Consider the following 13459-nt stretch of genomic DNA (forward strand, 5'->3'; position numbering starts at 1 on the left):
CAGCGTCGTCGGCGGTTATTTCTGACCTCAGCTAATGGCATAACAACAATGACGGCTCAAGTTCAGTCTCAGACCCACTACGACGTGATTGTCGTTGGATCGGGCGCAGGTGCAATGACTTCGGCGGTATTCCTTGCCGACCAGGGTTTCAGTGTGCTGGTCGTGGAAAAAAGCGACAAGTACGGCGGCACCTCGGCGATCTCTGGCGGCGGTATCTGGATCCCCAATAACCACTATTTCGCCCACCTGAACGGTAACGACAGTTACGAAACCGCCTTGCGTTATCTGCAGGCAGCGGCGGGCGAACATGTCGATGAGACCCGACTGCGCTCTTATCTGGACAACGCCCCGAAGATGATCGAGGAGCTTGCCCGGACCAGTCGGGTGCGCTACGCGGTGGCCGCCAAATACCCCGATTATTACCCGCACCTGCCGGGCGCGCTGGCCGGCGGCAGGACCCTGGATCCGGAGTTCTTCGATACCAGCCTGTTGGGCGACGAACTGGACAACCTGCGCAAACCTTCGCCGTCGACCTTGCTCATGGGCTGCATCGCCTGGACCGCCCGCGATGCGCACAAGGTCATGGCGCGTGGTTTTGGCTGGCGCCTGCTGATCATGGGCCTGATGCTGCGTTACAAACTCGATTTCAAATGGCGCCGCAAAAGCAAGATCGACCGCCGAGCGTCCCTGGGCAGCTCGCTGGTGGCGTCACTACGACGCTCGCTGATGGATCGCAACGTACCGCTGTGGCTCAACACCGATTTTTCCGGCCTGCTCACCGAGGGCGGGCGGGTCAGCGGAGTGACCGTGCGACGTGACGGCGCCGACCTGCAATTGCATGCGCGCCACGGGGTGATCCTGGCGTCCGGTGGTTTTGAACAGAACCAGGCACTGCGTGAAAAATACCTGCCGCAACCGACCCGCATGGCCTGGAGCGCGACCCCTCCGGGGAACAACACCGGTGCTGCGCTGGAGGCCGGGCTGGCGCAAGGCGCGGCCACTGCATTGATGGATTGGGCCTGGTGGGCGCCGACCATCGCCGTACCGGGCGAGGAAAAGCCTCGGGGGATCTTTGCCGAGCGCGCGTTCCCAGGCGCCATCGTGGTCAACAGCCTGGGGCAGCGCTTTGTCAACGAGGCCGCGCCGTACCTGGAATTCGTCGATGCCATGTACCGCGACAACGGGCTCACCGGCGGCAAGTCGGTGCCGGCCTGGGTGATTTTCGATGGGCATTTCCGTTTCAACTACGCGATGGGGCCGTTGATGCCGGCGCAGATCATGCCTGACAGCCGCTTGCGCAAGGAATGGTTGAACAGCCTGTACTGGAAGGACGACTCCTTGGCCGGGCTGGCCAAACAGATCGGCGTCGATGCCGCCGGTCTCGAAGCCACCGTGGTCAAGGTCAACGACTATGCACGCACGGGCAAGGATCCGGACTTCGGGCGCGGCGGCAACGTGTTCGACCGTTACTACGGCGACAGCAACATCAAGCCCAACCCGTGCCTGGCACCCTTGCGCAAGGGCCCGTATTACGCCATGCGCCTGGATGCCGGGGACATCGGCACCAAGGGCGGCCTGCTGACCAACGAACATGCGCAAGTGGTCCGTGAAGACGGCGGCCCCATCGCTGGCCTGTATGCGATCGGCAACTGCTCGGCGTCGGTGATGGGCACCAGCTATCCGGGCGCGGGCGGCACGCTGGGGCCGGCGATGACCTTCGCTTATGTCGCTGCCAACCACCTGGCCCGTCAACGATAGGAGGTTGTATGGCGACGTTCGATGACAGCTTTTGCACGCCGATCCAGACACCCTTGCAAGTTGCCGACAGCAGCGCGTTACTGTGGGACGAGCACTGCGATGTGTTGATTATCGGCTGGGGCGCGGCCGGAGCCTGCGCGGCGCTGGAGGCCCGTGCCCAGGGTGCCGATGTGTTGATCGCCGACCGCTTTACCGGTGGCGGCGCCAGTGCCAAGAGTGGCGGGGTGGTCTACGCCGGAGGCGGCACCCGCCATCAGCAGGCCGCGGGTTTCAGCGACACCCCCGAAGCGATGTTTGACTACCTCAAGCATGAAACCCAAAACGTGGTCAGCGACGACACCCTGCGGCGCTTCTGCGCCGACAGCGTGAGCAACCTCGATTGGCTGGAAAGCCACGGTGCGCCGTACGGCCACCAGATGCCACCGGGCGGCAAGACCTCGTACCCGCCTGACGGTTACTTCCTCTATTACTCCGGCAACGAGCTGGTGCCGCAGCATGGCGGAACGCTGCCACCGGCGCCACGGGGCCATCGCACCGTGGGCAAAGGCCAATGCGGCGCGGTGTTGTATGCCCACCTCAAGGCCGCGTGCTTGCGCGCCGGGGCTCGGCCATTGCTGCAAGCGGTGGCCAAACGCCTGGTGGTTGATTCGCAGGGACGGGTAGTGGGGGCCGAGATGTGGTGCATGCCGCTCGGGAGCCCGCAAGCGAAGTTGCATGCGCGCCTGGCCGCTCGCGCCGAGCGTTTGCAGAATTTCGCCGCAGGTTACTGCAAGACGCTGCGTCAGCGGATCGGCCAGCTCGAACGGGATTTCGCCCGGCCACGGCTGGTCCACGCGAGGAACGGCGTCATTCTCAGTACGGGCGGTTTCATTTTCAATAGCGAACTGATCAAGCAGCATGCACCGAAATTCCAGCGCAACTTCAAAGTCGCTGCCACAGGCTGTGACGGCAGCGGCCTGCGCCTGGGAACCAGCGTCGGTGGTCAGGGCGCCGGCCTGGAGCGGGTATCGGCCTGGCGATTCATCAACCCTCCGTACAGCTGGCACAAGGGCATCGTGGTCAATCGCGAAGGCCGGCGTTTCTGCAACGAAGAAGTCTATGGTGCGACCCTGGGTCAACCATTGATGGAAGAGCAGGGCGGTAAAGCCTGGCTGGTGCTGGATGCACCGTTGCGCAAGAAAGCCATCCGTGAGGCCTTGTTTGGCGGCTATTGGTGGTTTCAAAGCTTTCCCGCTCTGGCCCTGATGCTGTTCAAGGTGCGCAAGGGCCAGCACCTGAGCCAGTTGGCCACGACCACCGGGATGAACCCGACGGCATTGCGCGAATCGGTGCTGGCCGCCAATGCTGCGGCGCGTGGCGAGGCGCCCGAGCCTTTTGGCAAATCGCCGGGCGGACGCCATGTGCTCGACCAAGGGCCGTTTTATGCCTGCGACATTTCCGTGACCAATCCGGTCTTTCCACTCGGTGCCTTGACCCTCGGCGGATTGCGCGTGGACGAAGGCTGCGGCGCGGTGGTCGACGGGCAGGGGCAGGCGATACCTGGCCTGTACGCCGCAGGGCGCACTGCGCTGGGCATTCCTTCGCACCTCTACATCAGCGGGTTATCCCTGGCTGACTGTGTGTTCTCCGGACGTCGCGCAGGAGCCGCCGCCGCCCGGTTTATGGATCAACAGCTGCATCCGACCCTTGCACAAGAGACGACATGATGACGATCAACCACAACAACAAAAACGGCCGGGTTCAAGGCAAGGTCGCGCTGGTGACTGGCGGGGCCAAGGGCATCGGCCGGGCCAGCGCCCGTTTACTGGCGGCGGAAGGCGCCCACGTGCTGATCAGCGACGTGGATGTCGCGGCGGGCGAGGCGCTGGTCGCTGAAATCGGTCCGGCTGCGAGCTTTATCCGGCATGACGCCAGCAGTGAGAGCGATTGGCGACAGGTCATGGCTTACCTGCGCGAGCACCATGGTCGCCTGGATATTCTGCTGAACAACGCCGGTATCCTGCTGCACGGAAGCATCGAGGACGCTAGCCTGGAGGACTGGCACAAGATCATGCGGGTGAACGCCGACAGCGTGTTTATCGGCTGCCGCGAAGGCATCGCGCTGATGAAGGACAGCGGTGGCTCGATCATCAATCTGTCGTCGATAGCGGCCCTCGCCGGGCGCGACGATTACCTGGCCTACAGCGCCTCCAAGGGCGCGGTGGCCGCGCTGTCGCGTTCGGTGGCGGTGTTCTGCCGACGTCGCAAATACCGGATTCGCTGCAACACCCTGCATCCGGACGGAGTCCTCACCGACATGACCAGTGGTGGTTTTCCCAAGGGGCTCGATCCGGCGCGGATGACCATCGACAGCGATCCGATGAACCGCATGTGCCTGCCCGAAGATGTCGCGGCGAGCGTGCTGTTTCTTGCCAGCGACGAGTCGCGCGCGATCAACGGCGTCGAACTGCGCATCGACAGCGGGCAGATGGTCATGAGTATCTGATTCAACCCATATCGGTCGACATACCCCCCCCCGTAGGAGCCGGGCAATGCCCGCTCCCACGGGATCTCCATTGTTTTGGGAGATAGTGTTCTCAATACCCCTCAAACTGAGCCGGGCGCTTGTCGATAAACGCCTGCATGCCTTCCTTTTGATCCCGTGAGGCGAACAACAACGCATTGGCCTTGCGCTCTAGCGCCAGGCCGGCTTCCAGTGGCGCGTCCATGCCCGCCAGAATCACTTCCTTGATCTGCTCGGCGGCCAGGGCCGGCATCGCCGCGATGACACGCGCCAGTTCCAGGGCGTGGGCCTGCACCTGGTCATCGTCAACCAGGTCACTGATCAGTCCGGCGACCCAGGCTTCCTCGGCGCTGATCGGTTGGCCGGTGAGCGCCATGCGCATCGCCTTGACCTTGCCCACCGCGCGCACCAGCCGCTGGGTGCCGCCGATGCCCGGCATGATACCGATGCGGATTTCTGGTTGGCAGAAGCGGGCGCTACGCCCGGCGACAATCAGGTCGGCATGCATCGCCAGTTCACAGCCGCCGCCATAGGCATAACCGCAGATCGCCGCAATCACCGGTTTGGGGCAGTGCTGGATCGGTCCCCAAACCCGCTCGGTGTGACGCTTGTAGATATCGATGGCGCCGACCCCGGCCATGCTGTTGATGTCGCCACCGGCCGCGAACACCTTGTCACCGCCCGTCAGCACGATGCAACGCACCTGGGGATCAATCGCCAATTCAGTGAAATGACGCGACAGCAGCGCCTGTAATTCCAGGCTCAAGGCGTTGGTCGCCTGGGGACGGTTGAGCCGCAGCAGGGCTACGCCCGGCAGTGGGCGTTCGAGCAGAACCGGCGCAGCGGATGAGTCGGACATGGGCATCCTCAAAGACCAGACAACGTATGAATGACCGCCAGTGTCCTGTTCGCAAGGTTAAATTTTCATCGTCCGTTCAGACGTAGTTTGGCCCTGAGTTCGCCCCTAGAGTGACCCTTGTCAGTAGAGAAGGAGCACATGATGGAGCTGCATTCGGGTCTTGATTACAGCGGCAAGGTGGTGCTGGTCACCGGTGGCACCAAGGGCATCGGCGCTGGTATCGCGCTGGGGTTCCTGGCCGCGAACGCACGGGTGATCGTCTGTGCTCGACGCGAGCCTGAACAGGTGCCGACGCAAGGTGGCAAGAGTGCGACCTTCATTGCCGCCGATGTGCGTGACCACGATTCCCTGCAACGACTGTTCGCCAGCATCGAGCGCGACTTCGGGCGCCTCGATGTGGTGATCAACAACGCCGGTGGCAGCCCTGCCGCCGACGCAGCCACGGCCTCGCCCAGGTTTCATGAAAGCATCATCGGTTTGAATCTGATCGCGCCGCTCAACGTCGCCCAGCACGCTAACCGGCTGATGCAGGCTCAAGCGCAGGGTGGTTGCATCGTCTTTATCGGCAGCATCAGTGCGCTGCGTTCCTCGCCAGGCACCGCCGCTTACGGCGCGGCCAAGGCCGGGGTGTTGGCGCTGGTGCAGTCGCTGGCGGTGGAGTGGGGGCCCAAGGTACGGGTGGTCACGGTCAGCCCGGGGTTGGTGCTGACCGAGCAGGCGCATCTGCACTACGGCTCCGAGGCCGGTATCGCCGCCGTCGCGGCTGGCATTCCGGCCGCACGCATGGCGGTGGCCGAAGACATCGCAAACGCTTGTCTCTACATCGCATCGCCGCTGGCCAGTTACGCCAGCGGTTGCAACCTGTTGCTGCATGGCGGTGGTGAACGCCCGGCATTTCTCGGTGCCGCGCAGGTTCTGCCCACCTGATCGACCTATTGCGGCGACCGGGTTCGGTGGCCGCCTTCAATGTGAAGGAGACGACTTTGGCTGATCCACAATTGCTATCCGATGTGCGCGCCCTGGTGGGGCGTCAATACGGCCGCGTGTATGCCTGGGACGAGGTCAATGCCCCGATGATTCGCCAGTGGTGCGAGGTCATGGGCGTGGACAACCCGCTATACACCGACGCGGGCTTTGCCTTGGGCACCGCACATGAGGGCCTGATCGCTCCGCCTGCGATGATGCAGGTGTGGACCATGGAGGGCCTGCACGCCAACAACTATCCACCTGGCTCCACCACCGAGAACCCTTACGAGGTGCTCAAGAAAATGGAAGCCTACGGTTATGCCTCCACTGTGGCGGTGAACTCCGAGCTGAGCTTCACCCGCCCGGTGCACCTGGGGGAAAAGCTCTACTACACCACGCGCCTGGATTCGGTCGGTGATGAGAAAACCACCGCTTTAGGCGTCGGATTCTTCGTCACTCTGGTGATGAGCCACTTCGTCGAAAAAGCCGGCGGCGACGAGCCGGTGGGCGAGTTGTTGTTCCGCGTGTTCAAGTTCCGTCCGGCCAATGTCCAGGCGCCCGCCAAAGTTGACGCTGCACCGGCCAAGGCCAAGCGTCCGCTGCCGGGCATGAGCGATGACACCCGATTTTTCTGGGAAGGCTGCGAGAAGGGTCAGTTGCTGATCCAGCGTTGCACCGCGTGCCAAACCCTGCGTCATCCACCGGCCCCGGTGTGCATCGAGTGTCACAGCTTCGACTGGGACACTTTAGAAGCCAGTGGTCGCGCCAAGCTGTATTCGTTCGTGGTGATGCATTACCCCGAAGTGCCGCCGTTCGACTACCCCAACCCCATCGGCCTGATCGAGCTGGAGGAGGGCGTGCGCCTGATCGCCGGCCTGGTCGGTATCGAGCGTGAGCAACTGCAGATCGGCCAGCATTTGCAGGTCGAGTTCCAGACATTCGATGACCAGTTGACCCTGCCGTTGTTCCGGCCGGTAGAGGCATAGGAGCCACCATGGATTTCGAATTGAGCGAAGACCAGCGCGCCATTGCGCAGATGGCCGACGGCTTGTTTGTCGACCATTGCCATGACGACTACATGCGCCAGTGGGACACCAGTGGCGAACCGATGATGGCGCCGCTGTGGACGTTGTGTATCGAGACCGGGCTGCATGCCCTGGCGATCCCCGAAGAGCACGGCGGCAGCGGTCTGGGCATGACCGAACTGATGCTGGTGCTGCAAGCCCAGGGCAAGGCCCTGGCCCAGGTGCCGTTGTGGCGTCATCAATTGGCGGCCGCGACCCTGGCCCGTTTTGATGCTGGCGACAGTGCCGGGTGGGTGGCCAAAGCAGCGTCCGGCGAGGCGTTGCTGAGCCTGTCGGTCGATGGCTTGAGCAGTGCGCGGGGCATTGAACTGCAGGCGCAGGCGAGTGCCGAGGGCTGGTCAATCAATGGCCGGGTCGCGGCGTTGTCCCTGGGTGACCAGGCCAGCGCCGCACTGGTGCTGGTGCAGGCCGAGGGCCAACCGCGCTTGCTGCTGCTCGACCTGGCGGTGCCCGAGGTACAGCGGGTGTCGGCGGTGTTGACCCACGGGGAAGCGGTGGCCGACCTGCACATCGAAGGCTTGACCGTGAACGCTACCGCGCTGCTGCCGGCCGAGTCCGTCGCCTGGCTGGAGCTGCGCTGCACAGCGGCATTGGCAGCCCTGCAACTGGGGCTCAGTGAAGAGCAGATCCGCCGCACCGTGGCCTATGTCAGCGAGCGCCGGCAGTTCGAGCGCAGCATCGGCAGCTTCCAGGCGGTGCAGATGAGCATGGCCGACACCCATATCGCCGTCGAAGCCTTGCGCACCGTGCTGTGGCAACTGGCCTACCGCATCGATGCCGGTCTGCCTGCGCCCAGCGAAGCCCTGGCCACCGCGTGGATGGCCTGTGAAGCGGGGCATCGCATCGGCCATATCGCACAACACGTGCATGGCGGCATCGGCGTCGACCTGACGTACCCGATCCACCGTTTTCTCTACTGGAGCCGTGGCCTGTGCCTTGCCCTGGGTGGCTCGGCGGCAAGCCTGGAACGCCTGGGCGACTGGCTCAACGATAACGACAAGCTGGGATGGAAATATGACCTCGAAGAACACCAAGCGCTTTGAAGACGTGCGCCCCGGCGAAGTACTGCCGGAGCTTGCCGTGCCGATCACGGTGACCCTGATCAACGGCGGCGCGATTGCCACCCGTGACTACTTCCCCGGTCACCACGACGCGGAAGCGGCCCGAGCCCTGGGTTCGCCCCATGTGTTCATGAACATCCTCACCACCAATGGGCTGGTGCAGCGGTTCATCGAGCAGTGGGCCGGGCCACTGGCGCAATTCACCGCGCTGAAAATCAAGCTCGGCGCGCCGAACTATCCCGGTGATTGCATGACCTTCAATGGCAGCGTCACCGGTGTTGATGCGGACACCCGTTCGGTGGAAATCACCTTGAGCGGCAAAAATTCCATGGGCAACCACGTGACCGGCACGGTCGCGCTGGTCCTGCCCTGACAGCCGGAGAGACACAGATGACTGATTCATCGATTTCCGGGCGTGCCGCGATCGTTGGTCTCGGCGCAACCGAATTTTCCAAGAACTCCGGACGCACCGAATTGCGCCTGGCGATGGAAGCCACCTTGAGCGCGCTCAAGGACGCCGGCATCGACCCGAGCGAGGTCGAGGGTTTCAGCTCCTACTCGGTGGACAAGGTCCCGGAGTATGAAATCGCCCGACTGCTGGGCTGCAAGGACGTCAAGTTTTTCTCGCAAGTGCCCCATGGCGGCGGCGCGGCCTGCGGGCCGGTGATGCACGCAGCAATGGCGGTGGCCACCGGGATGGCGAAAGTGGTGGTGGTGTATCGGGCCATGAACGAGCGTTCCTGGTATCGCTTCGGTACCGGCAGCTACGGCTTCGCTTCGGCACCGACCTTCGACAACGTCAACTACGGCTGGTACATGCCCCACGGCTTCCATACACCGGCGGCCTGGGTCGGGATGTTCGCCCAGCGCTACATGCACACCTATGGCGCCACCAGCGAAGACTTCGGTCGAATCGCGGTGGCGGCGCGGGATTTTGCCGCGACCAACCCCCAGGCATTTTTCCACGGCAAGCCGATCACCCTGGAAGAACACCAGGCCTCGCGCTGGATCTGCGAACCGCTGCACTTGCTCGATTGCTGCCAGGAATCCGATGGTGCCGTGGCGATGGTCATCACTTCGGCCGAGCGCGCCCGTGACCTGCGGCAGAAACCGGTGACCATCAAGGCCGGTTCTCAAGGCATCAGCCACGGCCAGCAGAGCATGACCTCGTTCTATCGAGAGGACATCACCGGGCTGCCGGAAATGGGCGTGGTCGCCCGCGAGCTGTATCGCCAGTCGGGCCTCGGTCCCGAGTCTTTCCAGACCGCCGTGATCTATGACCACTTCACCCCGTTCGTGCTGCCACAGCTGGAAGAGTTCGGTTTTGCCAAACGCGGCGAAGCCAAGGAATTCATCCGCGCCGGGCACCACGCCCGTGGCGGCAAACTGCCGATCAACACCCATGGCGGGCAATTGGGCGAAGCCTACATCCACGGCATGAACGGCATCGCCGAAGCGGTTCGCCAGGTGCGTGGTACGGCGGTCAACCAAGTGGCGGATGTGCAGAACGTGCTGGTCACTGCCGGCACCGGCGTACCCACCAGCGGCCTGATTCTCGGCGCAGCCTAAGGAGCAGCATATGTTCGTCGACCTCACTCCCGAACAACATGCCCTGCGCCACAAGGTGCGGGACTATTTCCAGGCCCTGATGACCCCGGACATGCGCGACCAGTTGCGCGGCAAGGAAGGCGGCGAGCTGTTTCGCCAGACCATCCGCCAGATGGGGCGCGACGGCTGGCTGGCGGTCGGCTGGCCGAAGGCCCATGGTGGTCAGGGCTACGCCGCCACCGAACAGTTGATCTTCTTCGAAGAAGCCAACATCGCCGGAGCACCGCTGCCGTTCGTGACCATCAGCACTGTGGGCCCGGCCTTGATGGCCCACGGCAGCGAGCTGCAGAAAGAACGCTTCCTGCCCGGTATCGCCGCGGGCGAGATCATGTTCGCCATCGGCTACTCGGAACCGGAAGCCGGTAGTGACCTGGCGGTGCTGAAAACCAGCGCCCGCCAGGACGACGAAGGCTTCGTCGTCAATGGCAACAAACTGTGGACCTCGGGTGCCGAATCGGCCGACTTCGTCTGGCTGGCAGCCCGTACCGACCCGACCCAGGCACGGCACAAAGGCATTTCGCTGCTGATTGTCGACACCACGACACCGGGCTTCTCCCACACCCTGATTCCTACCACCAGCATTCCGACCACGGCCACCTATTACGACAACGTGCGGGTGCCCAACGAGATGCTGGTGGGCGAGTTGCACGGTGGCTGGAAGCTGATCACTTCGCAACTGAATCATGAGCGCCTCGGCCTGGGCACCTGGTCGGACAAGGTGGTGGCGCTGTTTCGCCGGGTCTACCTGTGGGCGCGGGCCCGCGACGAGCAGGGGCATCGGGCAATGGACAAGGCCTGGGTGCGCAGTTCGCTGGCCGAGTGTTATGCGCGCCTGGAGGCGATGCGCCTGATCAATATGCGCATCGCCGCGGACCTTGAGCGCGAACGCATGGACGTGGCACTGAGTTCGACCACCAAGGTGTTCGGCTCGGAGTCGGCCATCGAGATCCTGCGCAAGCTGGCGGCGATCCTCGGCGCCAATGGTTCGATGCGCAGCGGCTCGGCGGCGACGCTGCTGCAGGGCGAGCTGGAATACGAATTGCGCAGTTCGGTGACCCTGACCTTTGGCGGTGGCACCAATGAAATCCAGCGCGAGCTGATCGCCCAGTTTGGCCTCGGCATGCCGCGCACCCAACGCTGACGCTGGTCCGTCAAAAACAAAAACCGTACTCGCCCCGGATCCGGGGCGGGTCGAAGGGGACTTTCATGAGCACTATCGAGCAATTCAGGCACGACACCCGTGCCTGGCTGGAGGCTAACTGCCCGCTGTCGATGCGCACCGGCATGGCTGAAGGCGATGTGGTGTGGGGCAGTCAGAACCCGCAGTTTCCCTGCGAAGACGCGCGCCTGTGGTTCGAACGCATGCGCGACAAGCGATGGTTCTGCCCCGAGTGGCCCGAGGAATACGGTGGCGCGGGCCTCGGCGACGAACAACTGGCAGTGCTGGAAAGCGAGATGCGCCGCCTCAAGTGCCGGCCGCCGCAGATCAACCTCGGTATCTGGATGCTCGGGCCGGTGCTGCTGGCCTACGGCAGCGAACAACAGAAACGCGATTTGCTGCCGCCGATTGCTCGCGGTGAAGTGCGCTGGTGCCAGGGCTTCTCCGAGCCGAACGCCGGTTCCGACCTGGCCAGCCTGAAAATGGCCGCCCGCGATGCCGGCGATCACTTCGTGGTGGACGGCAGCAAGATCTGGACCTCCTACGGCGATAAATCCGACTGGATGTATGCCCTGGTTCGCACTGACTTCAGCGCGCCGAAACATGAAGGCATCAGCCTGATTGTGCTGGACATGCGCAGCCCCGGCGTCAAGCCACAGCCGATCGATTTGATCAGCGGCAAATCGGCGTTCTGCCAGGTGTTCTTCGACAGCGTGAAAGTGCCCAAGAGCCAGTTGATCGGGCCGTTGAACGGCGGCTGGAACCTGGCCAAGTACCTGTTGCAGCACGAACGCAAGGCGATGTCGAAGTTTGGCGAGTTCAGCCTGCCGTCGCACTTCGACCTGCTGGCGCTGATGCGCGAATACGTGCCGGCGCCCCGGAGTCAGAGCGAACACGCCTTGCAGGCGCGGGCCACGGCCTGTGCGATGAACGAGCATGCCTACAACCTGACCGTGCAGCGCATGGGCGAAGAGGCGCGGGCCGGTGATGACATCGGCGGCCTGATGTCGATCATGAAACTGGTGCACACCGAACAGGAACGCGACAAGTTTGAAGTGCTGCTTGATGCCATGGGCGGGCATGCCTTCGGCTGGGAGAGCGCGGCATTCAGCGAGCAGCAACTGGCGGTGACTCGCTCCTGGTTGAACAGCTATGCGCTGACCATTTCCGGCGGGTCCTCGGAGGTCCAACTGAACGTCATCGCCAAGCGCGTGCTGGGCTTGCCCGACGCTAAAAAAGGAGTCACCCCATGAGCCTGCGTTATAGCGATGAACAGCGATTGCTGGCTGACAGCGCCCGGGACTTTCTCGCGGCCCGCAGCCCGGTCAGTGCCCAGCGTCGACTGCGCGATGGTGCGGTGGAGCCGGGTTTCGATGTGCAGTTGTGGCGGGACGCGGTCGACCTGGGCTGGAGCGCGATTCCGTTTCCAGAAGACTTCGGCGGCCTGGATTTCGGTTGCAAGGGCCTTGGGCCGATCTTCGAATCCATGGGCCGCAACCTGTCCGCCACGCCGCTGCTATCCAGCGTGGTGCTTGGCGGCTCGTTGCTGCACCTGGCGGGCAATTCGGCGCAACAGACCCACTGGTTGCAAGCGGTGATCGGTGGCGAACAGCGTCTTGCCCTGGCCGTGGACGAACGCTCGCGCCACGAACCGAGCCGCATTGCCCTTGAGGCAAAGGCCGAGGGGCAGGGCTATCGCTTGCACGGCGAGAAGTTCTGGGTCGTCGACGGGCTGGGCGCCGACGCCTATGTGGTGGCGGCGCGCACGTCCGGGCAGCCGGGCGACACGCAAGGCATCAGTCTGTTCTTGGTGCCGGCCGATACGCACGGGTTGACTGTCAGCGCCTTGTCGCTGATCGATTCGCGCAACAGCGCACGCCTTCAACTGAACCACGTGCAACTGGGGGCCGATGCGCTGTTGGGCACACTTGGTGAGGGTTGGAGCGCGCTGGAAATCGCGCTGGACCGTGGTCGTACCTGCCTGGCCGCGGAGCTGTTGGGGATGGCCGAGCAATTGTTCGAAACCACCCTGGAGTACCTCAAGACCCGCGTGCAGTTCGACACGCCGATCGGCACCTTTCAGGTCCTGCAACATCGCGCCGCACTGATGTACATCGACCTGGCGCTGAGCCGCAGCGCCCTGATGGCGGCGTTGGCGACCCTGGATGACGCCAACCACGATGCCCGCGTCCGTGCTCGATTGGTCAGCCTGGCGAAATGGAAGGCCGGCGACACGGCGATCAAGGTGGCCAATGAAGCGGTGCAGATGCACGGTGGCATTGGTGTCACCGATGAGCTGGATGTCGGCCTGTACCTCAAGCGTGCTCGCGTTGCACAAAGCAGCCTGGGTGACCGGGATTTCCATTGCGAACGGTATTCGGCCTACGCGTAGCACCACAACAGGAAGCTCCCGTTGGTGTAACCCAACCCTGTGGCGCGGGTGTACCCAATACATGAGTA

The 13459-nt window shown here is 63.5% G+C and carries 12 protein-coding genes; 11 read left to right on the forward strand and 1 reads right to left on the reverse strand.

Going from position 1 to position 13459, the window contains the following annotated elements; genetic code table 11:
• Positions 1-48: 48 nt before the first annotated feature.
• From AC3ITY_RS10670 to AC3ITY_RS10680, 3 genes are read left to right on the forward strand one after another with little or no spacing between them, the layout of a single operon-like run.
• Positions 49-1758: an FAD-dependent oxidoreductase gene (locus AC3ITY_RS10670; protein WP_489308919.1), complete on the forward strand. Its 1710-nt coding sequence runs from the start codon at positions 49-51 to the stop codon at positions 1756-1758.
• An 8-nt stretch (positions 1759-1766) separates the two neighbouring features.
• Positions 1767-3464: an FAD-binding protein gene (locus AC3ITY_RS10675; protein ID WP_489308921.1), complete on the forward strand. Its 1698-nt coding sequence runs from the start codon at positions 1767-1769 to the stop codon at positions 3462-3464.
• Complete coding sequence (locus AC3ITY_RS10680; protein ID WP_489308923.1) at positions 3461-4243, forward strand: SDR family oxidoreductase; 783 nt, start codon at positions 3461-3463, stop codon at positions 4241-4243. The genes AC3ITY_RS10675 and AC3ITY_RS10680 overlap by 4 nt, the downstream gene beginning before the upstream one ends.
• 91 nt (positions 4244-4334) lie before the next feature.
• Here the strand turns inward: AC3ITY_RS10680 and AC3ITY_RS10685 are convergent, their stop codons facing one another.
• Positions 4335-5120 (reverse strand): enoyl-CoA hydratase, encoded by a 786-nt coding sequence (locus tag AC3ITY_RS10685; protein WP_489308925.1) that lies wholly within the window; start codon positions 5118-5120, stop codon positions 4335-4337.
• A 141-nt stretch (positions 5121-5261) separates the two neighbouring features.
• Here AC3ITY_RS10685 and AC3ITY_RS10690 point away from each other — a divergent pair, with 141 nt between their 5' ends.
• The 8 genes from AC3ITY_RS10690 to AC3ITY_RS10725 all read left to right on the forward strand — a co-directional run bounded on the left by AC3ITY_RS10690 (position 5262) and on the right by AC3ITY_RS10725 (position 13391).
• On the forward strand, positions 5262-6047 hold the full coding sequence (locus AC3ITY_RS10690; RefSeq protein WP_489310834.1) for an SDR family oxidoreductase: 786 nt from the start codon (positions 5262-5264) through the stop codon (positions 6045-6047).
• A 56-nt stretch (positions 6048-6103) separates the two neighbouring features.
• Positions 6104-7072, forward strand: a complete 969-nt coding sequence (locus AC3ITY_RS10695) for an OB-fold domain-containing protein (RefSeq protein ID WP_489308927.1) — start codon at positions 6104-6106, stop codon at positions 7070-7072.
• Positions 7073-7080: 8 nt separating this feature from the next.
• Positions 7081-8214 carry an acyl-CoA dehydrogenase family protein gene (locus AC3ITY_RS10700; RefSeq protein ID WP_489308929.1) on the forward strand — a complete coding sequence of 378 codons (1134 nt, stop codon included), beginning with the start codon at positions 7081-7083 and terminating at the stop codon, positions 8212-8214.
• Complete coding sequence (locus tag AC3ITY_RS10705; RefSeq protein WP_008020997.1) at positions 8186-8605, forward strand: MaoC family dehydratase; 420 nt, start codon at positions 8186-8188, stop codon at positions 8603-8605. Before AC3ITY_RS10700 ends, AC3ITY_RS10705 begins: the two co-directional genes overlap by 29 nt.
• 17 nt (positions 8606-8622) lie before the next feature.
• Positions 8623-9801 (forward strand): lipid-transfer protein, encoded by a 1179-nt coding sequence (locus tag AC3ITY_RS10710; RefSeq protein WP_489308931.1) that lies wholly within the window; start codon positions 8623-8625, stop codon positions 9799-9801.
• Between the two features lie 10 nt (positions 9802-9811).
• Positions 9812-10981 (forward strand): acyl-CoA dehydrogenase family protein, encoded by a 1170-nt coding sequence (locus AC3ITY_RS10715; RefSeq protein WP_489308933.1) that lies wholly within the window; start codon positions 9812-9814, stop codon positions 10979-10981.
• A gap of 65 nt (positions 10982-11046) precedes the next feature.
• The gene (locus AC3ITY_RS10720) at positions 11047-12252 is read left to right on the forward strand and encodes an acyl-CoA dehydrogenase family protein (RefSeq protein ID WP_489308935.1); all 1206 of its coding nucleotides are present in this window, start codon (positions 11047-11049) and stop codon (positions 12250-12252) included.
• The gene (locus AC3ITY_RS10725; protein WP_489308937.1) at positions 12249-13391 is read left to right on the forward strand and encodes an acyl-CoA dehydrogenase family protein; all 1143 of its coding nucleotides are present in this window, start codon (positions 12249-12251) and stop codon (positions 13389-13391) included. Before AC3ITY_RS10720 ends, AC3ITY_RS10725 begins: the two co-directional genes overlap by 4 nt.
• Positions 13392-13459: the final 68 nt, after the last annotated feature.

Source organism: Pseudomonas sp. GL_091 (genome assembly GCF_057837725.1).

Coding starts and splice junctions, on each gene's coding strand:
- AC3ITY_RS10670 (WP_489308919.1), top strand. CDS start 49: ATGACGGCTCAAGTTCAGTCTCAGACCCACTACGACGTGATTGTCGTT.
- AC3ITY_RS10675 (WP_489308921.1), top strand. CDS start 1,767: ATGGCGACGTTCGATGACAGCTTTTGCACGCCGATCCAGACACCCTTG.
- AC3ITY_RS10680 (WP_489308923.1), top strand. CDS start 3,461: ATGATGACGATCAACCACAACAACAAAAACGGCCGGGTTCAAGGCAAG.
- AC3ITY_RS10685 (WP_489308925.1), bottom strand. CDS start 5,120: ATGTCCGACTCATCCGCTGCGCCGGTTCTGCTCGAACGCCCACTGCCG.
- AC3ITY_RS10690 (WP_489310834.1), top strand. CDS start 5,262: ATGGAGCTGCATTCGGGTCTTGATTACAGCGGCAAGGTGGTGCTGGTC.
- AC3ITY_RS10700 (WP_489308929.1), top strand. CDS start 7,081: ATGGATTTCGAATTGAGCGAAGACCAGCGCGCCATTGCGCAGATGGCC.
- AC3ITY_RS10705 (WP_008020997.1), top strand. CDS start 8,186: ATGACCTCGAAGAACACCAAGCGCTTTGAAGACGTGCGCCCCGGCGAA.
- AC3ITY_RS10710 (WP_489308931.1), top strand. CDS start 8,623: ATGACTGATTCATCGATTTCCGGGCGTGCCGCGATCGTTGGTCTCGGC.
- AC3ITY_RS10715 (WP_489308933.1), top strand. CDS start 9,812: ATGTTCGTCGACCTCACTCCCGAACAACATGCCCTGCGCCACAAGGTG.
- AC3ITY_RS10720 (WP_489308935.1), top strand. CDS start 11,047: ATGAGCACTATCGAGCAATTCAGGCACGACACCCGTGCCTGGCTGGAG.
- AC3ITY_RS10725 (WP_489308937.1), top strand. CDS start 12,249: ATGAGCCTGCGTTATAGCGATGAACAGCGATTGCTGGCTGACAGCGCC.